The 23,895-nt window shown below is 53.6% G+C and carries 21 protein-coding genes and 1 tRNA gene; 16 read left to right on the forward strand and 6 right to left on the reverse strand.

All coding sequences use genetic code 11. From position 1 onward, the window contains the following. Positions 1 to 53: 53 nt before the first annotated feature. A complete protein-coding gene (locus tag AC0YOB_RS16855) occupies positions 54 to 965 on the forward strand; it encodes an ArsR/SmtB family transcription factor (protein WP_475793769.1) in 912 nt (303 codons plus the stop codon). A 34-nt stretch (positions 966 to 999) separates the two neighbouring features. Here AC0YOB_RS16855 and AC0YOB_RS16860 read toward each other — a convergent pair whose 3' ends face one another. The 3 genes from AC0YOB_RS16860 to AC0YOB_RS16870 all read right to left on the reverse strand — a co-directional run bounded on the left by AC0YOB_RS16860 (position 1,000) and on the right by AC0YOB_RS16870 (position 3,104). Then, positions 1,000 to 1,131 carry a hypothetical protein gene (locus tag AC0YOB_RS16860; protein WP_475793770.1) on the reverse strand — a complete coding sequence of 44 codons (132 nt, stop codon included), beginning with the start codon at positions 1,129 to 1,131 and terminating at the stop codon, positions 1,000 to 1,002. A 27-nt stretch (positions 1,132 to 1,158) separates the two neighbouring features. Further along, a complete protein-coding gene (locus AC0YOB_RS16865; protein WP_475793771.1) occupies positions 1,159 to 2,136 on the reverse strand; it encodes an aldo/keto reductase in 978 nt (325 codons plus the stop codon). Between the two features lie 95 nt (positions 2,137 to 2,231). Next, positions 2,232 to 3,104, reverse strand: coding sequence for an aldose epimerase family protein (locus tag AC0YOB_RS16870; protein ID WP_475793772.1), 873 nt, complete (start codon positions 3,102 to 3,104; stop codon positions 2,232 to 2,234). 149 nt (positions 3,105 to 3,253) lie between these two features. Here AC0YOB_RS16870 and AC0YOB_RS16875 point away from each other — a divergent pair, with 149 nt between their 5' ends. The 5 genes from AC0YOB_RS16875 (at position 3,254) to AC0YOB_RS16895 (ending at position 7,375) form a co-directional block, all read left to right on the forward strand. Beyond that, positions 3,254 to 3,439 carry a YjfB family protein gene (locus AC0YOB_RS16875; RefSeq protein WP_475793773.1) on the forward strand — a complete coding sequence of 62 codons (186 nt, stop codon included), beginning with the start codon at positions 3,254 to 3,256 and terminating at the stop codon, positions 3,437 to 3,439. 310 nt (positions 3,440 to 3,749) lie between these two features. Beyond that, entirely contained in the window at positions 3,750 to 4,070 is a 321-nt protein-coding gene (locus AC0YOB_RS16880; RefSeq protein WP_210043243.1) for a PadR family transcriptional regulator, read from the forward strand. After that, positions 4,067 to 4,624 (forward strand): HAAS signaling domain-containing protein, encoded by a 558-nt coding sequence (locus AC0YOB_RS16885; RefSeq protein ID WP_475793774.1) that lies wholly within the window; start codon positions 4,067 to 4,069, stop codon positions 4,622 to 4,624. The genes AC0YOB_RS16880 and AC0YOB_RS16885 overlap by 4 nt, the downstream gene beginning before the upstream one ends. Beyond that, positions 4,621 to 5,571, forward strand: a complete 951-nt coding sequence (locus AC0YOB_RS16890) for a DUF4097 family beta strand repeat-containing protein (RefSeq protein ID WP_475793775.1) — start codon at positions 4,621 to 4,623, stop codon at positions 5,569 to 5,571. Before AC0YOB_RS16885 ends, AC0YOB_RS16890 begins: the two co-directional genes overlap by 4 nt. A 358-nt stretch (positions 5,572 to 5,929) precedes the next feature. Then, entirely contained in the window at positions 5,930 to 7,375 is a 1,446-nt protein-coding gene (locus AC0YOB_RS16895) for an HD-GYP domain-containing protein (protein WP_475793776.1), read from the forward strand. Positions 7,376 to 7,571: 196 nt separating this feature from the next. Here AC0YOB_RS16895 and AC0YOB_RS16900 read toward each other — a convergent pair whose 3' ends face one another. Then, positions 7,572 to 8,495, reverse strand: a complete 924-nt coding sequence (locus AC0YOB_RS16900) for a phosphatidylinositol-specific phospholipase C/glycerophosphodiester phosphodiesterase family protein (protein ID WP_475793777.1) — start codon at positions 8,493 to 8,495, stop codon at positions 7,572 to 7,574. A gap of 312 nt (positions 8,496 to 8,807) precedes the next feature. Here AC0YOB_RS16900 and AC0YOB_RS16905 point away from each other — a divergent pair, with 312 nt between their 5' ends. From AC0YOB_RS16905 to AC0YOB_RS16920, 4 genes are all read left to right on the forward strand, one after another. Then, entirely contained in the window at positions 8,808 to 12,653 is a 3,846-nt protein-coding gene (locus tag AC0YOB_RS16905; protein ID WP_475793778.1) for a response regulator, read from the forward strand. A 130-nt stretch (positions 12,654 to 12,783) separates the two neighbouring features. Beyond that, complete coding sequence (locus AC0YOB_RS16910) at positions 12,784 to 13,503, forward strand: response regulator transcription factor (RefSeq protein WP_475769730.1); 720 nt, start codon at positions 12,784 to 12,786, stop codon at positions 13,501 to 13,503. Positions 13,504 to 13,623: 120 nt separating this feature from the next. Beyond that, positions 13,624 to 14,070, forward strand: coding sequence for a MerR family transcriptional regulator (locus tag AC0YOB_RS16915; RefSeq protein WP_475793779.1), 447 nt, complete (start codon positions 13,624 to 13,626; stop codon positions 14,068 to 14,070). Between the two features lie 7 nt (positions 14,071 to 14,077). Next, a complete protein-coding gene (locus tag AC0YOB_RS16920; protein ID WP_475793780.1) occupies positions 14,078 to 15,538 on the forward strand; it encodes an MFS transporter in 1,461 nt (486 codons plus the stop codon). Positions 15,539 to 15,623: 85 nt separating this feature from the next. On the opposite strand, the gene AC0YOB_RS16925 is transcribed toward AC0YOB_RS16920, so the two are convergent. Beyond that, positions 15,624 to 15,842: a hypothetical protein gene (locus AC0YOB_RS16925; protein ID WP_210043205.1), complete on the reverse strand. Its 219-nt coding sequence runs from the start codon at positions 15,840 to 15,842 to the stop codon at positions 15,624 to 15,626. Between the two features lie 622 nt (positions 15,843 to 16,464). Between AC0YOB_RS16925 and AC0YOB_RS16930 the strand changes: the two genes are divergently transcribed. Continuing rightward, positions 16,465 to 17,985 (forward strand): sensor histidine kinase, encoded by a 1,521-nt coding sequence (locus AC0YOB_RS16930; RefSeq protein WP_475793781.1) that lies wholly within the window; start codon positions 16,465 to 16,467, stop codon positions 17,983 to 17,985. Positions 17,986 to 18,128: 143 nt separating this feature from the next. Beyond that, positions 18,129 to 18,203 (forward strand) — tRNA-Thr (locus tag AC0YOB_RS16935). 76 nt (positions 18,204 to 18,279) lie between these two features. Here AC0YOB_RS16935 and AC0YOB_RS16940 read toward each other — a convergent pair. Beyond that, on the reverse strand, positions 18,280 to 19,248 hold the full coding sequence (locus AC0YOB_RS16940; RefSeq protein WP_475793782.1) for a LysR family transcriptional regulator: 969 nt from the start codon (positions 19,246 to 19,248) through the stop codon (positions 18,280 to 18,282). Positions 19,249 to 19,623: 375 nt separating this feature from the next. Here AC0YOB_RS16940 and AC0YOB_RS16945 point away from each other — a divergent pair, with 375 nt between their 5' ends. From AC0YOB_RS16945 to AC0YOB_RS16960, 4 genes are read left to right on the forward strand one after another with little or no spacing between them, the layout of a single operon-like run. Then, a complete protein-coding gene (locus AC0YOB_RS16945; RefSeq protein WP_475793783.1) occupies positions 19,624 to 21,192 on the forward strand; it encodes an ABC transporter substrate-binding protein in 1,569 nt (522 codons plus the stop codon). A 15-nt stretch (positions 21,193 to 21,207) separates the two neighbouring features. Further along, positions 21,208 to 22,152 carry an ABC transporter permease gene (locus AC0YOB_RS16950; RefSeq protein WP_210043157.1) on the forward strand — a complete coding sequence of 315 codons (945 nt, stop codon included), beginning with the start codon at positions 21,208 to 21,210 and terminating at the stop codon, positions 22,150 to 22,152. Between the two features lie 19 nt (positions 22,153 to 22,171). Continuing rightward, positions 22,172 to 23,077: an ABC transporter permease gene (locus AC0YOB_RS16955; RefSeq protein ID WP_475793784.1), complete on the forward strand. Its 906-nt coding sequence runs from the start codon at positions 22,172 to 22,174 to the stop codon at positions 23,075 to 23,077. A 36-nt stretch (positions 23,078 to 23,113) separates the two neighbouring features. Then, on the forward strand, positions 23,114 to 23,854 hold the full coding sequence (locus AC0YOB_RS16960; protein WP_475793785.1) for a cysteine hydrolase family protein: 741 nt from the start codon (positions 23,114 to 23,116) through the stop codon (positions 23,852 to 23,854). The last annotated feature ends 41 nt before the right edge of the window (positions 23,855 to 23,895 follow it).

The following is a 23,895-nucleotide window of genomic DNA, read 5'->3' on the forward strand; positions in this document are numbered from 1 at the left end:
TTTCAATTTTGATGAATTAATGGTTTTGTTAATCGGGATAGAGGGAGAATGGAATGATACGCGCAAATACAGACCGCAAATGGCTGCCTTTATACGAAGCACTGGCGAGCGGGGTCCGGCTGCATATTCTGGAGCTGCTGGCCGGTCAGCCCATGAATGTGAAGGAGCTTGCATCCGCGCTGGGACTAAGCAGCGCGATCGTGACGATGCATACGAAGAAACTGGAGAAAGGGGGGCTTATCCATACCCAACTGGTCCGCAGGGGCGGGGGGACGCACAAGATCTGTTCCCTTGCCGTCAGCCGGGTGGAGCTGAATATACCGCAGATGGGCGAGAAGCAGCGCGAATATCAGGAGGTCTCGGTACCGGTTGGCCACTATTCGAGCTTCGAGGTCCATCCGACCTGCGGATTGGCGACACTGGACCGCATCATTGGCCAATATGACGATCCCCGTTATTTTCATGAGCCGCAGCGGATGCATGCCCGCATTCTGTGGTTCGGCAAAGGGTATGTGGAATACCGCATTCCGAATTATGTGCACAGCAGCCAGCAGCTTGAAGAAATCGAATTTTCACTTGAAATCGGATCGGAGGCGCCTGGCGTTCAGGCGGATTGGCCTTCGGATATCCACTTCTACCTGAACGATAAGCTGCTTGGCGTATGGACCAGTCCAGGCGATTCCGGCGAGGGGCGGGGTATGCTTACGCCCTCGTGGTGGACGGTGAACCAGTATGGCTGGCTCAAAATCATACGCGTTACGAGGGAGGGGACGTATCTGGACGGCCAAAGGCTGTCGAATGTGAGGCTTGAGGATATCATAATGACCCGCAATGAATGGATGCTCAAGCTGGCTGTGCCCGAGAACGCCGTCCATGTGGGCGGATTGACGATTTACGGGGAAGGCTTCGGCAACTACAACCAGGATATTGTGTTCCGTACTTATCTTCAAACAGGCGCAGATTAGGGGGATTATCTTTATGGGACCGGAGGGGGAATAGTCAGGTGCAGCCAGGCTCCAGAACCGCCGGTTCTTGGGGAACCATGAAGAACAAGGAACCCAGGCGCTTGAACTTGATGTATGTACCGGGAAGCGCAGCGGAAAAGGAGCACAGCATCAGTTCTGGCGTCATGCTCCTTCTCGTCCGCTGCAGCGGTTTCTATCGTTTGCTGTGGTCCGCAAGCTCGGCAAGCTCGCGGATTTCCTCCTCTTCGAGCGCAAAACGCATCGCGTTGACGTTCTCTGCTGCATGGTGAGGCTTTGATGCGCCGGGGATGGCAAATACGGTTTCGCCATGGGCATGGATGAGCCAGTTGAGTGAAATCTGGCTGGGGGAGGCTCCGTATTTGCCGGAAAGCTCGCTCAGCCGCGAAACAAGCGGCTGTGTGCGCTTCAGGGCATCCGGCTTGAAGCCGCTGGACCATTTGCGCGGGCCGCTGATCTCTTTAACCAGCCCGGGATTGCTGTGGAATTTGCCGCTCAGAATTCCCTGCTCCAGGGGGGAGTAGGCGATAATCGCAACGCCAAGCTCCTTGGCGGTCTGCATAATGCCATTGCGCTCAATGCGGCGGTCCAGCAAGCTGTATTTGACCTGGTTGGATACGAGCCGCAAGCCATGCCGGCGCAGCGTCCTGTCCGCCTCCGCCATCTTCGCGGCCGAGAAGTTGCTGACGCCCACATGCCTGATCTTGCCCTGCTCCACGAGCTTCGCCATGGCATTCATTTCACTTGAGGCGGAAGAGAAGGAATACGGCTGGTGGACCTGATACAGATCAATGGTCCAGCCCTTTAAACGGCGCAGGCGTTCATCGATCGTCTTTCCGATGCTGGCTGCTGTCCGCATAGCCGGCCACCATTTTGTGGCGACGTGCGCGCCTTTACCCGCATCACCGAGCGCGCTCAGCGCATCGGCCAGCATTTCCTCGGATTGTCCGCCGCCGTAAGCTTCGGCGGTATCAAACCAGTTGATGCCGCCTTCCCAGCTGATCCGTGTGATATCGCGGATGACGCTGTCCTCCAGAACAGGCCAGAACTTCCCGACGAGGCCCCGGCCCTTGCTGAACTGCCAGCAGCCCAGACCAAGCGGCGAGAGCGCAAGATCCGATCCGCCGAGCGAACGCAATATACCTTCCGCCATGAACATCCCCTGCTTTCAAAGTGGAATTTTTTTGACCGTATAGAACGTAATCCGCCAAAGGACGGCTGCAGCCGTTTCTTCTTAAACGAACCTTATCAGCGGGTATATCCGATCGACAACTGCGCCTTGAGCGTTTCGCCGGCGGGCAGCATAAACAGCTCATCCTTGCGGTTGAACTCGGCATTCAGCGCCATCCATGGCTCCACACACACGAACGGTTTATCATTCACCTGCCACAGCACCACATATTTGAACACATCGCTATAGGACATATGCACGCGCCCGGTGCCGTCCGGACCGGGGAAAGCAATTTCGCGCTTGTCCGCATCCAGCAGCGCTACGGATTCCTTGAGCCCGTTCAGATCGACAGCCCCGCGAATGGGCTTAACCTCATTGTCGTTATAATCGAGGTAACGCGTTGCATCCGTGTCATAGACAAGCGCTTTTGAGGTGGTCTTGAAATAAGGATGAAAGCCGGCATAGAACGGCATGGCGGTGTCCGACAAGTTGCGGTAGCTCTGGCGGACATGCAGCGCGCCGTCGACCAGGGCATAGGTAAACAGCAGCCCGAATTCAAAAGGAAACTGCTCCCGCGTGCCTTCGCCGCTCTGCAGCCGCAGTGTTACTGAGGCTTCGCCTTCCTCCGAGGTCGAGACGACCTCCCATGCGCGGTTGCGGGCAACGCCATGGTTGCGCATCGTATATGTAGCGCCATCCAGCTCGTATACGCCCTCTTCAAGCTGCCCGCAGATAGGGAACAGCACGGGATTGCCGCCGCGGATATTGGCCTCTGGGTCGTTGAAGGATTCGCGGTCCAGATAGAACAGCTCCTCGCCTTTCAGCTGGCAGCTGATGGCGATGCCGCCGCGTTCCGGACATACTGTCACCGATGAGTCCGTGCCCGGTTCTTTGAGTGTATAAAGGGTGTAGACATCCTGCTTCACATTTACTTCATAGCTGCTGCTCATGTTCATGCCTCCACATCGCATTCATAGTTTAAACAAAGCATATCATATTGCGCCTGTTCACTAAAGCGGATCGGCATCCCAACCGATATTAGCAGTACCGGCTGGTTTAGCGGGAGAGAGCATACATCAGGATGGAGGATGAACCGTTAATGGACATCGGAGGAATTGGAGCTTTGGTAACCGGCCAGTCGTCAAGCGCGCTGCAGCAGCAAGTTGGAATCGCTGTTCTGGGCAAAGCGCTTGATTCGCAGCAGGAGAACGCGCAGTCGCTTGTTCAGATGATGGAGCACAGCGTACAGCCACATCTGGGCGGAAGCATCGACATTCGCATGTAGGTCGTAAAGCAGGCAGGATGAGGGGCCTTCCACCTTGAAAATTACGCTTGTTCACGAGCGGACAAGACAGGGCGGGAGGCTGATTCTAAAAACCGTATCAAATCCGGTCTATACGCTGCATATTTTTCTGATGGAATAAACCTGGCTTAACCAGCAAAATGACGGCGAAAGCCTTTTTTTTGAAAATCCTGCTCCACTATATTGCATAATTGAATAGCAGGTGATATATTATAGCTGCAGGAGGTTATTTTTTTACCTCGCTATTCTATAATGATGAATACCATACAATGTATCATAGGGAGCGCTGTGAATGAATGTACAGTTTAAAAAAGGCGTCCTGGATCTGTGCGTGCTCGCTCTGACCGCCTGGGAAGACCGCTACGGCTATGAGCTTGCCGTTTCGATCTCCTCCAAATTCGAAGTGGCGGTGGGAAGTGTTTATCCGCTGCTCGCCAGGCTGACGCTGGAGGGATATTTCTCCACCTACCTGAAAGAGTCCACTGAGGGTCCGCCGCGCAAGTATTACAAGCTTACACCGCATGGCCATGAGCATTTGATGGATCTGATCCGGGAATGGCGGTCATTCTCCATATCCGTGGACCAATTGATTAAGGAAGGTGTGGAACGATGATAAGAGAACAATATTTGCAGCATCTCTGGGACCTGCTTGCGCCGGTTCCCGAACCGCTGCGCCGTGAATGGATGTTTGATTATGAAGAGCACTTCCGGCAGGCCGCCGAGCATGGCCGCACCGAGGAGGAGGCTGCCCACGAGCTGGGGGATCCGCGCCTTATAGCCAAAGAAATGCTGCTGGGATACCGTGTGGAACAGGCCGAGAGCAGGAACGGAGGCATTACCCATGTGTCTCGCGCGGTGCTTGCCGCGGTAAGCCTGGGATTTTTTAACCTCATATTCGTACTTGGCCCTTACATTGCGCTTCTTGGTGTGCTGCTGGCCTTGTGGGTATCCTCCATCGCCATCGGAATAGCCTCGTTGTATGCCATTTACGAAGGGACGATCGGCGGGACGTTCACACTGATCCAGTCCGTCTTCATCGCTATCTCGCTGCTGGCTGTAGGCATGCTGCTCGGGGCGTTCACGAAATGGCTGACCGGTGCGGTATCAAAGGGGACCCTGCAGTATCTGAAATTCAATTCGAGAATGATAAGGGTGAAAAAACAATGAGAAACTGGATCATTATTGCCTTAATTCTGCTGGTGGTCGGATTAATCGGTACGGGCGCAACGATGGGCAGGGACGGATTTTGGAATTTCGGAACGGTCGATATCGCTCAGAATCAGGCGGTTGACGGTACGGGCGCGAAGAATATTATCCTTTCAATGGAAAGTATGGATGTAACGGTTGTGAAAGGCTCGACGGATGAAATCAAGGCTTCTCTCAGCGGCAAGGTAAGCGAGAAATTTGTGAAGTCCACAAAACTGAAAGTCGTTCGGAATGGCGATACCGTTACGGTCGGTGTTGACGCGAAAAACGGATTTTCCTTTGGAGTGAGCATTTTTAACGCCAAGCTCAAGCTGGAACTGCCAGGGCAGCAGTATGATTCCCTCGCTCTGGACAGCGGCAGCGGCAACACCAGCATAACGGATTTGGCTGCACAGACATTGGATGTCGAAGCAGGCTCCGGGAATGTGAAGTTCAGCCAATTGACCGTTGGCAAGCTTTCTCTCGATATAGGCAGCGGAAATTCGACAATCACCGATGTAACGGCCGACACGGCGGAGCTGGATATGCGATCCGGGGTTATCACGGTCGAGAAGCTGAAGGCCCGGGAGCTGTCGGCTGAAGCGGGCAGCGGAGATATCAAGCTATACGACGTGGATGCCGAGCTGGAGGCGAAGACCTCAAGCGGGAACATCCGCGTGGAGCAAAGTGCGATTACCCGCCCCATGGAGCTGTCAAGCGGCAGCGGCGATGTTACTGTTAATACGGATGCAAGGCCGGAATCGGTCAGATTCAAATTCGACGGCGGATCTGGAGACCTGCGCAATCATTGGGATGGCGCAGTGCAGTCGACAGACGACGATGATGAGAAAAATGTAGTATTCGGTGATGGCGGCATCCTGGTAAGCGTCGAGACAGGATCAGGTAATTTAACGATTGGAGAACGGTAAAGATCAAGTGTTCATGCAGGACCTAAATTGATGATTGACAGCCGGCTGTGTTCGCTTCTGCATTTTGCGGGAGGAATTGCAGCCGGTTTTTTGACCTTGCAGAATGCCTGGCGTTTCACACCTGTCATTTATAAGGTCGGAGGGTTCTTCTTGAAATCAGGCGTGGAGAATAGAATGAAAATGATATATTACGACAAAATTTGACTGATATTTGTGACTATAGACCTAAATTTTTGACGAAGAAAAGCCGATATAGAGAAAAAGAGCTTTCTTCCAGGACAGCGAAGCCTATTGCTTCCTGGCGCCAAATATATGAAGTTCGTTTGCGTATTTAATCAGGGAAACGGGAGGAAGCTTCATGCAGGATAAGGGAAAGTCGATTATCTGGCCGCTGACGATTACGATAGTGCCATTGCTGGTTTATGAGCTGCTTCGTTCGTTCCAGGGTACTGACATTTCCGTGAACGCTCCTACAGGACATTTCTACATTGTGAGCGCCATCGCCGCGCTTGCCCTCATTGTAGCGGTAGCGGTCGGCTACACCGGACATCGGCTGCGCAATATCAAGGTCGGGTTTCTGTCCCTGTCCTATGTGTCGATGGCCGAAATATTCGTTCTGCATGGCTTGTCCACTCCCGGCTTCCTTATGCATGAGCAGCATATAGCCGGAATCGCCGCACAGCTCAGCGTCATGCTGGCGGTCATGTGGCTTTGTTTGTCGGCAGCGTCTTCGGATCATCCCCTTGTCCGGCTGCTCGCCAAATGGCGCCGATGGTTAATCCCAGGCTGGGTGCTGCTGCTTGCTGGCTTTACCCTGTTTACATTCCTTCGTCCTGATCTGATGGACAGGCTGATGCTCGCGAACCAGCCCTATAACTGGATTGCAGCCGGTTTGACCGGAGCGGGATGTATATGGACGATGTACCGCTACTGGCATTCATACCGGGCTGCGCGGTTTCCGCTTCAGCAGGCAATTGTATACAGCTCGGGCTGGCTGCTGGTTACCCAATATATTATCGTAACCGGAATTACATGGAAGCTCAGCTGGTGGCTCTATCACGGGCTGCTGCTGGGATCGATGATGATCATGATCGCCGGCTTGACCCGCCAATACTTCTCCAGAGGATCCTTCACCTCATCTCTGAAGGTATTGTTTCAATCGGATCCCCGCGTATGGCTGGAAGCCTGCATGACACCGAGTGTCAGGGCGTTGATTATGGCAACTGAGGTCAGGGATGCCTACACAGCCGGCCATAATATGCGTGTTGCGCTCTATGCGCTGCGGCTGGCGGAAGAAATGGAGCTGACCACGGAACAGCTTCGCGCCATCGCACAGGGAGGCGTCGTTCATGATGTCGGCAAGCTGAAGGTGCCGGATTCCATTCTGAGCAAGCCCGGCAAGCTGCTGCCGGAAGAGCGCACAATCATTGAGCTTCATCCTGTCTCCGGCTATGACATGTGCAATCGGCTCGGTTTCCTGCAGGATGAGCTGACAGTCATCCGTTCTCATCATGAGAAATGGGATGGCACGGGTTATCCCGACCGCCTGGCGGGAAATGACATTCCGCTGCTGGCCCGCATTACGGCGGTTGCGGATGTCTATGATGCGCTCACTTCTTCCCGTTCATACCGGAGGGCCATGTCGCATGAAGACGCTATGGCGATTATCGTCAAGGACAGCGGAGTGCACTTTGATCCGAAGTGCGTCAAGGCGTGGGTTCGCCTGGCGCAGGATGATGTCGACTTCTTCGAGGAGATTTCCGGCAGCGCCCGCACCCTTAAGCTCGTCAAGCAGACTTCCTGACAGAAGAAACCGGCCCCGACAAATGATACATTTAGCAAGGAGAACAACGGACGGATGCCTTCCTCTGGCGGCGCTTGTCAAGTCCTCGTTCTGAATGAGCAGACGAAGTATAGGCAGAATCTCAACCTTTCTGATATTATTCGTTTAAAAGACCTCCGGTCCGCTTATGGAACCGGAGGTCTTTGTATAGATTTTTCTATAGATCGCCAGGAACGGCAAAGTCGGTCATAACCCCTTTTACCCCTGTGCTGAACAGGGTGTGAATCCGGCCAACATCATTAATGGTATTAATATACGTATAAATTCCTTTTTGCAGCAGCGCTTGAACAAATTCGGGCGTATAGCGGTTTTCGTCCATTACGACAACCCCGATTCCTTTCCCGCTGGCAAAGTTGACCACATCCTTCATGGAGTCCCCGTTCATATATAAAGTATAGATGTACTGCCTGAATGGATATACCCGGTTGACCGCGTCATAATTATCCTGCTTGTACAGCTGCGGTATGAATTGGCGCAGCACCTGCGCATCCACCCCGTTGGCCTCGCTGACGATCTGTTTGAACAGCTGGGTCGCCTTGGCTGAATCGGCTTCCTTCGTATCGGTGACAAGCAGCATATCGGGATGCTCTGACATGAACACACATAGCTCCTTGAAGGTCATGGGAGTGTACTGCTGCTGAATTTTCGTTGATTTGAACCGGTCTAATGTCATCGGCTCCAGGGGGCGCGCGTCCGGAATGGCTTGTCCAAGCACCATGTAGGTGCCGGCTTCCCAGTCATGCCTCAGTACCAGATGGCCATCGGAGGTTGCGGTAATATCCGTTTCAAACACGCGAAGCCCGCTGTTATAGGCCCGCTTCAGCCCCTCGATGCTGTTTGTCCCGGAATATCCGCCTATGCCTCCCAGCGCATGCGAGATCAGCGGCTCCTGATTCACCCAGTCATAAGGCATGCTTTCGATAGCGGGCTGAATCGCTACCGGAACGGTTTCCTTCCCGGAGGCTGTATGGGAGGCTTGAATCGCTATGCCGGGCAGCACCTGGGCAAAGACGAACGGAGAAATAATCAAGGTTGTCAGTATAAAGCCGATAATACCGTAGAAGATGATTTTTTTGTTCATAGCAGGGGCTCCTCCTCAGATGTCTTAACTACCATTGGACAGATCCTCCGCCGTGCGAACCATACAGGAAGAAACTTGCTGCCATCCTCCTATGGCGGCAAAGCTGGTTTCTTCCTTCGGAAATATCAGAAAAGACAGGATAGATTCCATACGTTCCGATAGCTCAAAGAATAGAATGTTCACTCTTGGAATGCCCCGGTTCTACTCCTGTTTTTACGTCCGGGTCCCTATCTTGTCCGTCTATGAAGCTATTGGCATGAACGGTATAATAGATGCAATAAAGCCTGCTGCTGCGAAAGGGGTACACCCGGGGTGAAAACGATATCGCTGCGTACCAAAATTCTGGTTCTTGTCGTGCTCATTACATCCATTCCGCTGTCTATTGTCGGCTACGACAATTATAGAATGACCAAGAAGACGGTGCTCACGGCGATCACGGACAATGCGTTCGCCAAGGTGAAGAACAATGCGGATAATTTGGCCGAGTGGGTAAAGGCCAGAAGCACGGAAATTGAATTGATGAGCCGCACCGATATTGTCCGCTACGGGACGGATGCCGAACGCCTGAACTATTTCAGCAAGGAGACGGGGCGGGTCGATTCGGCATTTGTTACGATGGGATTTGCGGATCCGGACGGGGATCTGACGCTCTCCAGCCAGAAGCGGATCAATATTGGGGAAGATCCCTCGTTCAAAAGAGCAATGAGCGGAGAGACGATAGTCACAGACCCCTTCCTCAGCGATTGGACCCAAAACCGGATTGTGGTCTTCCAGATTCCGGTCAATGACGAGGCGCACCGGGTAATCGGCGTCGTCTGCGCCGCTATCCTGACTGACCGGATTTACCGGGAGCATCTTAATTTTCATATAGCCGAATCGGATAATATTTTCCTGTATACCGATTCCGGAGATATTCTGGAATCACCGGATATTGAGGCAGCAGATAAGGGCTCTGTCATGTCCAGGCCCTTTCTGTTCAGATCGGAGACCCAAGACCTCCTCGGCCGTGAGAGCGGCTACATCCAGCTGCAGGAACCGGGGGGAGATTCATTCGTTTTTTTTGCGAAGGTGCCGGGCACGACATGGCGGATTGCCATGCATGTGCCGCTGAATGAAATCGAGAAGCCGCTGGGCTCTATTCTGCTGCGGACGGTCCTGTTGATCGCGATAGCGGAAGTGGTCATGATTGTGCTGCTTTTCTTGTTCATGAACCGGATTGTGATGCGGATCAAGAAAGTTCTCAAAGCGACGGAGGCCGCTGCGGGGGGAGATTTTGACGTCAAGGCGGTCGCCGAAAACGGCGGGGACGAAATTTCGCAGCTTTCCCATTCCGTCAACGACATGCGGCTGCATCTGCGTGACATGTTCGGCCGGTTGGAGGCCATTATCAATCAGAATCAATTCGCTTTTATCGTGCTTGACGACCAGTACCGGGTCACTTACTTCAGTAAGGCCGCCGAGCTGATGCTTGGCTATAAGGCAGAGGAAGTGGTCAATAAGGCAACCGCCATCACTTTTATTGACCCGGATGACCTGCAGGCGGAAGCAAGAAGGCTGAGCCGCAGGCTGCTCCGCAGCGTTCCCCCTGATCTGTCCGTGCTGCGCGAGCTGAGGCGGGAACAATTCACCTATGACCGGGAGTGGATATATGTCCGCAAGGACGGCGGCCGCTTCCCGGTAGCCTACAGCTCCAACGGCATCCGCGATCAGGATGGCAGATTCATCGGGGAGGCGGGCGTCGCCCGTGATATTACGATTCAGAAGCAGGCGGAGAAGGCCCGCAGCCAGCAGCTTGAAGTCATGGGGGCCGCGAAGGATCTGATCGCCACCTTCGATGAATTGGGGCGTCTCTTGTATATGAACAATGCGGGCCGGCTGCTGCTGGGCGTGGATCTGTATGCCGGCACATCGACCAAGGAGCTTGTTCCGCAGCGTACGGTCAAGGAGCTGCTGCACGGTCTTGCGATTGCCAAGGAGCTGGGCTTTCATGAGAGCGAGGCGCTTCTGACAACGATGAAAGGAGAGAGTGTTCCCGTCTCCAAGATTGTGGTGGCGCATCGGGACAGCCGGACGGGCGATACATTCTATTCCTGCATTGCGCGCGATATCTCCGAGCAGAAAAGAGCGCAATCCGATCTTCTGCAGGCGAAACGCGAGGCCGAGGAGGCCAATACCGCCAAGGGCAACTTTCTGGCCCGCATGAGCCATGAGATCAGGACTCCGATTGCCGGGATTATCGGGCTGACGGGTTTGCTGCAGAAGACGGAGCTGACGAGTCTTCAGCAGGATTATCTGGATAAGACACGCGCCTCATCCGAAGCGCTGCTGCGCATTATTAACGATATCCTCGACTTTGCCAAGGTGGAGGCGGGCAAAATCAAGCTGGCGGAGGTGCCTTTTGATCCATGGGATATGATCCACCGGTTCGCGGATCTGCTTGCCGTCTTCGTTGGCGGCAAGGAGCAGTTCGAGTTCATTATCGAGATGGATCAGGATATGCCCACGATGCTGGTGGGGGATTCCCTGAGGCTGGAGCAGGTTCTGCTTAATCTATGCATCAATGCGATCAAATTCACGGACCGGGGGCATGTCCGGCTGCAGCTGAAGCTGGTGAGGATCACGGAGGAGGGCCGGGCGGAGATCCGTTTTCTCGTCGAGGATACAGGAATCGGCATGTCCCGGGAACAGCTGGACAAGCTGTTCGAGCCTTTTATGCAGGTGGATGGCGCGGCGAGCCGGAAGTACGGGGGAACCGGCCTTGGACTTGTCATCGTCAAAAGCCTGGTAGGCATGATGGGCGGCATGATTGAGGTCGACAGCAGCGAGGAAGAGGGCAGCTGCTTCTCCTTTACCCTGGAGCTGCCCGTTACGGCCGGGGCGCGTGAAGAGCGGTATAAAATAAGCCGCAACGGTGAGTTGTCGGCTTGGGTGGTCGAGAACTATTCGCTCATGAGCGATCATCTATGCGCCGAGCTGGAAGTAATGGGATTCTCGGCGATTGCGCACGGATCCTGGAGATCGGTGCACGAGCGTCTGCTGCGGGCCGGCATCGGCATTCTTCCCAGCGTGCTCCTGCTGGATTTTGAAATGCCGGATATGTTCGGCGAGGATACCTGGCGCACCCTCCATAGAACCGCAACGCAAAGAGGGGTTCCCACGGTTGCGCTGACAACGGCCTACGGACGGGAGGAGCTGCTCAAGCTGCCCGAGGCAGACAGGCCCGATGCCATCATCGTGAAGCCGGCAGACCGGATCAGCCTGTACCAGTCGCTGCTTGCGGTATGCCAGCGGTCATCCGATGTATCCGTCGCGGCCCAGACAGCTTCCGCCGTGGAAATCACGAAGCCGCCCAGCGGAACGGTTCTACTTGCCGAGGATAATAAAATCAATCAGCTCGTGGCGCTGGAGCAGCTGCGCGAGTGGGGCTTTATTGTAGAGGTCGCCGAGAATGGCCTGCAGGTGCTAAGCAAGCTGGAGGAGCAGCGATGGGATCTGGTGCTGATGGATATTCATATGCCGGAGATGGACGGGGATGAAGCGGCGCGCATTATCCGCTCGGATTCCAAATACGACCGGATGCCGATTATCGCGCTCACGGCGAATGTGATCCGGGAGGATCACGAGAGATACATGCAGCTCGGTATGAATGATGTGCTGACCAAGCCGATTCAGCCAGAAAGCATGCTGCAGATGATTGAGAAATGGCTGCTTGCAGGCAGAGAGAACCGGCTTGGCGCTGCCTCCGCAAGCAGAGAGAGCCAGCGTGAAGCATATGAACCGATTTTGGGCCATGAAGAGGAGCTTCCTTACGAGGTTCCGGGAATGGATCTGGGCGCCGCGATCAGACGGGTGAATGGCAAAAGGGATATTCTGGGACATATGCTCAAGCTGTTTGCCCGAGATTATGCCGAATTCGAGGTGCGGCTGCGCGAAGCGCTGCAAAGCGGGGATTATGGTCTGGCGCGAAGGATGACCCATACCTTGAAGGGAGTGGCCGGCAATTTGTCCGCGGCGGAGCTTGCGGCCATGGCCGATCAGCTGGAAACGCTGCTGAAGGTCCCAGTGGAGTCCCGCGAACCGCTGGCGATCGCTTCGGCTGCCGCATGTGTCCAAATTGTTTTGACTCCGATGATATCGGCGCTCAACCGCAAGAAATAACAATTTCGACAAATTCCCCTAACATTTTTCTAACAATCTATTGTTGACGGGTCGAACCTTATTGTATATTGGATATAACGTTGACGAAAGAAGCCATCTTCAATTTCTTTTCCATTCCGAGGTGAAATCATTGAATAAGGTACTCGTAATCGAAGATGACGTCATGATGAGCGATATGTTAGCGATGTATTTGTCGGAAGAGGGCTATTCCGTTAAGCAATCGGCCACTGGCGACTGCGGGCTCAAACTGCTGGAGTTGTATCCACCCGATGTGGTTCTGCTCGATCTGATGCTGCCCGATTGGGACGGCATGAAGCTGTGTTCTACGATTCGACAAGCTTCGGGTGTCCCCATAATGATTGTGTCGATGAAATCCGAGGTTTCCGAACGGGTACAGGCTTTGCGCGCGGGCGCTGACGATTATTTGTGCAAGCCTTTCAGCATGCACGAATTGACTGCGCGGGTGGAAGCTTTGATCCGCAGGACGCGAATGGTGCAGGCCGTTCCCGCAAGAGCTGCCTCTCCGGAGGTCACGGAAGCAAGACTGCCGGAAGAGCAGATCCAGCTCGATGCGGACCGCCGGCTTCTGCTTGTCCGTGGAGCAATGGTCGAAACGACATTCTCCGAATTTGAGCTGATGAAATTATTTCTCGCGCATCCGGGAAAAGTGTTCAGCCGGGAGGATTTGATCAATGCGATTCGCGGATTCGATTCCTTCGTAACCGACAGGGCCATTGATGTACATATCGTCAATCTCCGCCGCAAGGTGGAGCAGAATGCCAAAGAGCCCAAATATATTCGTACAGTATGGGGTGTCGGGTATAAATATATGACGGAGTCTGACGGGTAAATTTCAAATTGTAACTGTGGCCTATTTCGCAAACCGGCGGATAAGGGCCTTTTTTGTTTATAGGGTAAAAAATAACCATACCTTTACGTAAACGTTAGGTATATAATGAGGAGAGTTGAAATGCAGAATAAGAAATACAGCGTTGAAGAGGTTGCGGAACGTTTGGGCGTAACAGCGAGAACCCTTCATTATTATGAAGAAATCGGCCTCATAGGGGAGGTCGAGCGGACTGGCGGAGGCCACCGTCTCTATTCCGAGGAAGTAGCGGAGGAGATGGAGCATATTTTGCGGTTGAAAAATGTCCTCGGCTGCTCGCTGCAGGAAATCCGGACGATTCTCGACGCCGAACAGCAGCTGACGGCTCTGCGGGAAACCTACCGCCAGGAAATATCGGACTCCAGCCGCTCAAGCCTTCTGGATCAGGCTGCTGTTCTGCTGAACCGGCAAATATCCCTGATCGACGAGAAGGTGAAGGGAATGCTGGAGATGAAACAACGATTTCAGGAACGGCTTCAGCGGGTAGAAGCCAAGCAGCCCGCGAAGACGAATGACTTTGCAAAGGAATGATAAGCATATGAATGACCGGAAATGGTGGATACTATCAGTAACCAGTCTCGGCGCGCTGCTCTCGGCGCTTAATTTCAGCACATTAATTATTGCTCTGCCGGATTTAATCAAAGGCATGCACGCATCCGTTCTTCAGGCCATGTGGGTTATGCTCGCCTATATGGTTGCCCAGACCGTTGCTGTGCTCATGGCAGGCAGTCTGGCTGACCGCTTTGGACGCAAGCGCATGTATATGTGGGGAATGATTATCTTTACGATCTTCTCGTTTGCTGCCGGGTTCTCATCCAATGCTCCAATGCTGATCGTATTTCGCATTCTGCAGGGGATTGGTGGAGCCATGGTTATGGCGAACAGTACCGCTCTCGTCGCCGATGCCTTCCCCCGGGAGGAGCTCGGACGTGCGCTGGGGGTGAATATTATGGTGGTCGCCGTCGGTCAGATCATCGGCCCCGTGCTTGGCGGCTGGCTTACAACCGAGTACGGATGGGAATGGACCTTCTGGTTCAATGTGCCTTTTGGCATAATCGCTATTGCCTGGGGCATGTGGGCTATGGGAATGAAGGATGTGAAGAGCACGGCTGCCGCGAAGAAATTCGATTTTGCCGGGTCGGCGCTGTACATGATTTTCATGACCGGCCTGCTGCTTGGACTAACCTGGGGCCCCATTCAGACCTGGAACTCCCCGGTTGTCTATATCTCTTTTCTTGCCTTCATTATCGGATTTCCGCTGTTTATCCGCACGGAGAGACGCCAGGCTTCTGCGCTGCTGCATCTGCCTTTGTTCAAAAACGTCGTGTTCTCGCTTGGCATCGTCACTGCTACATTGAATGGACTCGCACGCATGGGCGTTATGTTTATGCTGATCTTTTATTTTCAGGGCGCGCTATCCTATGACGCGCTGATGGCCGGAATTCTGACGATTCCGCTTGCTGCAGGCATGCTCGTGGTATCGCCTGTCGGCGGCTGGCTCGGAGACCGTTTCGGCGAAACGACGCCGGCAACGGTCGGCATTATTTTCAGCTTTGTCGGCCTGGTCGGGCTGGCGATGGATACGGGGCTTCATACGCCTTATTGGCAGCTTGCCTTCTGGATGACGCTGATGAGCATCGGCTCCGGACTCTTCAATTCGCCGAATTCCAGCAGTATTATGAATGCCGCTGGCCCCAAATTCCGCGGAGAAGCTTCCGGAATCCGCTCCATGACCGCCAATCTGGGGATGATGCTGAGCGTCGCCTTTACGATTCCGCTTGTGACCCAGAGTATTCCCCGGGAAGCCATGCTGGCGATTTTCTCGGGCACCCAGGTGGGTCTCGCCAACCCGGATCAGTCGCTTGCGGGATTCATCCACGGCCTGCATACGGTATTCTGGGTTATGGCCGCATTGATGGTCATTGCCTGCGTGCTATCGCTGATGCGGGCCGGGCGCACGGAGAAGCGTCAGGTCAAGACCGGCAGCGCCCTGCAGTAAGTTTATGTTTGCAGATACAACAAAGGACAGCTGCATGTTATCCGCCTGGTCGGGAACGTGCTACTGTCCTTTTTTTTAGATAAGTTCAACAAACTTCCATGTAAAGCTTTGTGCCGTCATTATATTGTAAAATCGCCACGTCGCGAATCATCTCCACGGACGATATACGTTTCCATTTTTTGCGAAAGTCAAAGTTGTATTCCATCTCAAGCAATTTATTGTGAAGGAGCTCAATGTAGCTGATCTGCTCGGAAGGGTAATGAACGGGAACGGAATGTTTCTTAAAGGTAATGATTTTAGTCATTGCGGTAACCACCTCCGATCTTGAATTAAACTTAGTATACCCCAAAATATTTAATCGCTTATAAAGGAGACATGAGGTACATGTTTGCTTTGCTAATGCCGGTCTAACAATTTATATTACCCTTTTCCTGTCGGTTTAGATCACATTAGCGCTGCTTTTTTTGCTAGAAACTGGATGTTTATGGAGTTTCATGTAGAATAATGGGTAGTTTGGAGATGGACGGACATTCGCGTGAGGCATAAAAACGACAGCGCACAGGGGTCGCCGCCGAAGGCTCAGACGTCATGAGTCACCGGATATAAAGAAGGGTAATTGACCCTATGTCATTTACATTTAAGGCGGCGAATCAGTTGTTCATACCTGAAGCATCGGGGCGGAACTTTGAATATATTGGTGCATATTCTTGCGTGGCGTTATGGAAGTGTGTTCGTATGGGCCTTGCTCGGGCATGATACAGCGGGATCCTTGAAAATGATGAGCGCCGCACACAAGCATATCCCGTATATGGTATTCTTTCTAATAGGTATGCGGGACGATCATCTGAAAAGAACGCTGTGTGCGCGCATGCAAATAGCGGAAGGAAGCCGCCGGTTGTACCCGACTATGGCAGGAGGAATCACGCATGATGTTGGCCAAAGTTTTTTTTGCTAATCTGAGTCTGTTGATTGCCCTGGCCTATCTGTTTAATCTGGGGTATAAATATATTTTCCAGCACGCCTCCGTGAGGGTGAAATATGCGCTGACGGTTGCCGTGTTTATTATAGCCGGATGGCTGACGATGGTGTTCGGCGGCAAAATGGCGGGTACGGCGCTGATTGATATGCGTTTTGTACCGTTGATTATCGCTATTCTGGTGATGCCGAATCCTTATTGGATTGCTTTCATCGGGGTCGGCATCGGCGCGGGACGGCTCTTCATCGATTACGATCCCCACAGCTGGCTGGCTGCTCTGAGTATGGGGGTTATCGGGCTTGTCGGTACGGCTCTGAATATTTGGCTGAGAAAGCTGCGTTGGCGTTTTATTTGGAAAAGCGCTCTGGTTGTCGTTGTCGTAAATCTCCTGTATTCCATTAATTCAACCGTCATCATGTGCGTTTCCGATACGATGGATGCTTACGAGTACTGGCGTGAGATTGGCGGTTATGCCCTGCCGATCCGAATGGTTTTCAGCGGCCTGCTGGTCTTTATTATCCGCGATTTTCAGAAGGAACAAATCCGTGTCGACGAGCTGCGCACGATGAATATGCTCTTAAGACGGCAGACGCGCGAGCTGCGCCAGGCCAAGCGCGAGGTGGAGGAGAAGGCGCGCGAGCTGCTGCTGGCCTCCAAATACAAGTCGGAATTTCTCGCCAATATGTCCCACGAATTGAAAACGCCGCTTAACAGCATCATTCTGCTCTCCCAGTTTATACGGGATAATGATGATGAGCGCTATGAAGGGGACGAGGTGCGGTACGCCGATCTGATTCATGGAGCCGGCAATGATTTGCTTCAGCTCATTAACGATATTCTGGATTTGTCCAAAGTCGAGGCCGGCAAGATGGATATCGTCTTTGAGCCTGTGTCCTCGCATGATCTGGTGCAGATGCTGCACCAGCAGTTTATGCCGATCGCGGATCAGAACAAAGTATCCTTCGAGCTGGACATCGCGCCAAATGTGCCGGCCAGCCTGCAAACCGATGCTCTGCGGGTGAACCAGATTTTGCGGAACCTGCTGGTCAATGCATTCAAGTTCACCGAAGAGGGTACGGTCCGCCTGGCGGTGCGTCTGGAGGGAGGCGCTCCTTCCATCGAGCCGGGACCGCAGGGGAGAAGGCGTATCCTCAACTGGAATCCCGCCACCTGGGTGCGTCCGGCGGCCAGGCCGATTGCTCCGCAGCGGGTGGCCTTCACGGTGCACGATACCGGAATCGGCATCGAGACTGAGAAGCAGAAGGTGATCTTCGAGGCCTTCCAGCAGGAGGATGGCGCCATCAACCGCAAATACGGCGGAACGGGGCTGGGGCTCTCCATCAGTCTGCAGCTGGCCCGCCTGCTTGGGGGCTCGCTGACCTTGAAAAGCGAGAAAGGCAAGGGCAGCTCGTTCACCCTGCATATTCCCGTGCGCCCGCCTGTCCAGACCGATAAACCGCCGCGGCATTGATGGATATTACGCATTGCGAAGCGTTCGCCAGAGCTGTAAAAAAAGGTCATATTTACCCCCGTTGCGCGGTCCCCAAAAGGCTTGACTAATGATTTGCTTTTGCGATATATTATAAAAGTCGCGTCGCGCAAGACGGTGAATATGCTGATGTAGCTCAGGGGTAGAGCAACGCACTCGTAATGCGTAGGCCGGGGGTTCAATTCCCTTCATCAGCACCATACAATGCCAATAACGGCGCGGTTTCCGAATTTCGGGAACCGCGCTTTTTTCTGTCCGGTATCCAGCCTTTGATAATTAATCGGTATAAAGCCTTCTTGATCTGGCGGAATTATCGGGCTGTGCCCCCTCGAGATAGGCTAACGCTCCCGCAGCGGCCTCACGCTGCATGAGTCTTGTTGTGTGTTGGATAAAGAGCTGGTCGAGACTGTTCAAGCTGCCCTTTTTATACATTAGAAATACATTTTCGGGAGGAAAGGGATTGGATTTGATGGGAATAGCCGCCATTTCACGGCGGATCAATTCGTCGCGGAATATGAGCGCTCCGGACAGGAATGCTCCGCTTCCTTCCATGATCCAATGCTTGATGAGGGACAGGCTGTTGCTTTCGTATTTGATCTCATGGCGCAGGTTCAGATTGCCGAGAGTAAGCTCCAGCATTCTTCGATAGAGCGTATCGGAATGATAGGTAATAAGGGGAGTTTCTGCGACCTGCTCCATTGTGATGGCTCCGCAGGCGGCCAGCGGATGATCCCGCGAGACAATCAGACGGACGTCCTCCTGATAGATGTTTTTGAAAGTCAGGGCTGGAACGTTCAAGGCATAACGGCTGATGCTGAGCCGAAATTCGTTGTCGGTTATTTTGCGTATTTGCTCCCGTGAGGAATAACCGAGAATACATACGGAAACCTCCGGATAGTGGTCCTTGAATTCGGTCAGTATCCAGGGCAGCAGCGTGCCCGCGAATGAATTGTTGCAGCCGATGGACAGCTTGCCGGTGAGTCCCAGCCTCAGCTGATCGATTGCGCGGCGGCCCTCCTCGATTGAGTTCACCGCCCGCCTTGCAAAAGGCAGAAAGGCGAATCCCTCTTCGGTTAATTGGATCCCTGTTTTGCTGCGGACAAAGAGCAGCTTGTTAAGATCCTGCTCAAGCTGTTTAATCCGGTTGGAGACGGTGGGTTGGGGCAAATATAGATGCTCGGCTGCCTTCTTGTAGCTCCCCAGATGATAGATAGCCAAAAACGTCGTGATCTGCTCAAATGTCAATTTGTCCACCCCTCGGTCAGAATTTATGTCACTATGCTGGAATATTGCGATTTATTTTCACAGCACTAACGTAACTATATATAACATCATATCGCCAATTAATGCGTTTACATCCAAATATCTGATCTGAACATTCAGAATACGTTATTTACGAGTCAAGTATACGGACTTATTATAGGGGTACCAACATAGAAATGCCATATATACGTAATTTTATATTACATAGAGAGGATGCGAGGGGCGGCGGTGTTCATCGGATTTTAAATTCAGAATATTCAGAATTAATTGCGGGTTGCTGAAAGCGTCAGGGAACAGGGCGGTATGAAAGAGCGGATCAACGGTTACAAGTAAGCTTTTTATTAGAGGAGGACTTGTATGAAATCAAGGATATATCCTGATAAAAGGATCTTAATTCCCATCCTACTGGCTGTCATGATCACATTCCTGTTAAGCGGCTGCGGCGGGGAGGCCGCTCCTGCGTCGAATGTGCCGGAGACCTCCGCCGAAGCGGCTGGAGGAAAGCTGAAAGTCGGCACGATCTCCGATTTCGGCACGCTGGACCCTGCGAGATCCACCAGGCTGATCGATGAAGAACTCTACAACAATATTTACGATCCGATGGTCAAGCTGACCCCCGACGGCAAATTCATTCCCGGCCTGAGCACGGAATGGAAGGTCAGCGATGACGGCAAGACCTATACCTTTACATTGAGAGAAGGCGTCAAATTTCATGATGGCACCGACTTTAATGCGCAGGCCGTTATCGATAACTGGAACTGGATTATGGATCCGGCGAATGCCTCTCCCCGCAGCTCCGATCTGGTGCTGGTGCAGGAGCTGTCTTCCCCCGACCCTTATACGCTGGTGGTCAAGCTGAAAACGCCGTTCACACCGTTCATTGCCACGATTACAGGCCGTACCGGTTTGATTGCGTCTCCGACCGCGAGGGAGAAATACGGCGATCAATACGAGATGAATCCGGTAGGGACGGGGCCGTTCCAATTCGTGGAATGGAATAAGAATGACCATCTGACCATCCGCAAGAATCCCGATTATTGGGAAAAGGACCAGCCCAAGCTGGATGAAGTCGAATTTATGCCGATCGTCAATCAATCGCAGAAGTTGAACGCGCTGCTTGCGGGACAGGTGGATCTGGTGGATTCGATTCCCTTCCAGGACATACCCAAGGTGGAAAATACGCCGAATCTCAAGCTTGGAACGCTCACCTCTTTCGGTTATTCCCGATTATCGTTCAATCTGCAGAAACCGCCGTTCGATAACGTCAACAACCGCAGGGCGGTCAACTATGCCATCAACCGGGACGAAATCAACCAGTTGATCTATTTCGGCAAATTCGTTCCGGGGTACTCCTTCTTCTCCCCGGCTGGCTTTGCCAACGACCCGGACATAAAAATCGATTATTCCCTGGAATCGGCCAAGGAAGAGCTGAAGAAAGCCGGCAATCCCGATGGCTTCACCTTCACGCTGCTCAGCGCCAATGATCCTCAGACGCTGCAGCTCAGCCAGCTTTTCCAGAGCCAACTGGCCAAGGTAGGGATCAAGATGAATATCGAAGCGCTGGACTCCACGGCTATCACCGAGAAACGCAACAGCGGCGACTGGCAGACGACCGGCGGCGGCTGGAGCGGAATGATCGATCCCGACCAGAACAGCTATGCGTTCATTGTCACCGATGCGCCTTTCAATTACGGCAAATACAGCAATCTCGAAGTCGACAAGCTGATGCAGCAGGCGCGCGAATCCAGCTCAACCGAGGAGCGCAAGAAGATTTATTCTGAGGTTTCTTCCGTCCTTCTGGAGGAAGTGCCTGGCGTGTTCACCGGTTATCAGCCGGTCGTGGATGTCTGGACCGACAAGGTTCAGGGCTTCGAGGTATACCCGGACCAGCTGCTGCGGCTGCATAAGACAACCATCAGCAAGTAAAGGAGGGACGCTTCAATGACCAGTTATGTGGGACGGCGGCTTCTGTGGTTTATCCCGGTATCCTTGCTCCTGATTATTTTCACCTTCAGTCTGATCCATCTGGTACCGGGAAATCCGGCACATACCATTCTGGGCGAGGAGGCGAGTCCGGACGCCGTGCGGCTGCTGGAAGCCAAGCTCGGTCTGGACCAGCCGCTATCGGTTCAATTTTTTGATTATCTGTCGGATACGCTGCAGGGCAACTTCGGCCATTCGCTGTACGGCAGCCAGCCGGTGCTGGAGCTGATCATTACCCGGCTGCCGGTGACGCTTGAGATTTCCGTCCTGGCGATTCTGCTGTCGCTGGCCATCTCGCTGCCCTTGGGCATTCTGGCGGCCAGACGCCCGAATTCCTGGATTGATCATACAGGGCGCCTGATCGCACTCGCCGGAGCGGCTGTGCCTACCTTCTGGGTGTCGCTCATTCTGGTATTCCTGTTATCCGTTACTGTCCGGTGGTTCCCGGCGCTGGGATGGGTTCCTTTGTCGGAGGGTATCGGCTCCAATTTGTACCATCTGGTGATGCCGGTCATTGCTCTGTCGCTTCCGCTCGCCGCTATGGAATCGAGAATGCTGCGAGGTGAAATGCTCGAGGTGCTCAGTCAGGTCTACATTCAGGTAGCCCGCGCCAAAGGAATGCGCGAGAAGGCGGTGCTGCTGCGGCATGGACTGCGAAATGCCATTCTGCCGGTTATCACGGTGATCGGGCTGCAGATGGGAGGGCTGCTCGGAGGGGCCGTTCTGATCGAATCCATCTTCTCCCTCCCCGGGATGGGCCAGCTGGTGCTGAATGCGATTGTGCAGAGGGATTATCCGGTGGTCAACGGCACCGTCCTGTTTATGGGAGGAACCATTCTGTTTACGAATTTGCTGGTCGATGTCATTTACGCATTCTTGGACCCAAGAATCCGTTATTCCTAATGGAAAGGGGTGCAGCACGATGTCCATGGATCTGACAAGAAGGGAAATCGAGCTTGGCCATCTTCGGGCCAAGCCGAGGAACCGGGCCCGCAAGCTGCTGGCCAAAATCCGTAAAAACGGACTGATCATGTCCGGACTTCTGATGGTGCTCGGCTTTGCTGTTGTGGCTCTCATTCTGCCGTCCTTCGTCCCGTATTCGCCGTTTGCGACCGACTATACCGCTGCGCTTAAGCCGCCGAGCCTGTCCCATCTCCTGGGCACCGATAATCTGGGACGCGATGTGTTCAGCCGGGTCGTCTGGGGAGCGAGGGAGTCGCTCGCATCGGGACTTCTTATTGTCGCGCTGGCTTTTCTGATCGGCGTTCCGCTGGGACTCATATCCGGGTTTTACGGCGGCTGGACGGATGAAATATTGATGCGCTTCGTTGATACATGGCTGGCTTTTCCGGGTCTGGTGCTCACCATGGCGCTTACCTTTATTATGGGGCCATCCTTCATTAACGCTTCTGTCGCCGTGGCTGTAATCATGGCGCCGCAATTCATCCGGATAACCAGGGGACAGGTGCTGAGCATCCGGGACCGTGAATTCGTGCAGGCAGCCCGGAGCCACGGCGTGCGTACCTGGCGGATACTGCTGCGGCATATTCTGCCCAACGCATCCACATCGCTTACGGTGGCCTGCAATCTGAATATGGGCCATGCGATTATGGTGGTGGCCAGCTTGTCCTATCTGGGCCTCGGCACACCGCCGCCATTCCCGAGCTGGGGAGAAATGCTCCAGAGCGGTACGACGTTCCTGACGATGGCCCCCTGGATTTCCTTTGCGCCGGGTCTTGCGATCTTCCTGCTGGTGCTTGCTTTCACCCTGCTCGGAGAAGGCATCCGGGACGAGTTCGATCCCCATTCCAAGGTCAAATCAGGCTAGAGCAGGAACGAAATTTTATCTGATGGAGGGTTATCGATGAAATTTGGAAACGGAGCAAACTATTGGATCGTGGAAGGCGATGATTTCGATGTCAGCAGAGGAGCGGCCAAATCCGTCACCATTGACATGAATGAGAATCGGACGTTGAAGTTTGATCCCGCGCGGTCGGCCTTTATCATTATCGATATGCAAAATTATTTCTGCTCTCCTCTGCTGGACCGCCCGGAAGGCGCGTTAAAGCTTGTGCCTGCCATCTCTTCTGCCATCAAAAGCAGCCGGCAGCTGGGGATGCGGATTATATGGGTGAATTGGGGACACCGGCCCGATACGGCCAACCTGCCTCCGAGCCTGCTGTACGGTTGGCAGCGCAGCGGACGGCCGGGCATCGGCCAGCCATTGACGGATGATCTTGGGCTGACGCTGATCAAGGACTCCTGGTCTGCCGCATTGACGGGCGAGTTGGAGGAGCTGCGCGAAGCGGACGATTATTGGGTTGATAAGTACCGGATCAGCGGCTTCCCGGGCAGCTCTCTTGACCCGATCCTGCGCTCGAACGGCATCACCACGTTATTCTTCGCGGGAGTTAATACCGATCAATGCGTCATGGACTCTGTCCACGATGCCGCTTATCTGGGCTACGACAATGTGCTTTTGATGGACTGTACGGCTACGACATCCCCGGCGCATGTGCTGGAAGGCTCCCTGCACAACATGAGGTCGAAGGCGTTTACCGCGCTTTCCACCAGCCTCACGGCTGCTGCGGCGAGCTTTGTGTAATCCTGATATATATTAGGAATTATCCCGGGTAAAGGCGGTGG

This window comes from Paenibacillus sp. JT31N17 (assembly GCF_056269255.1).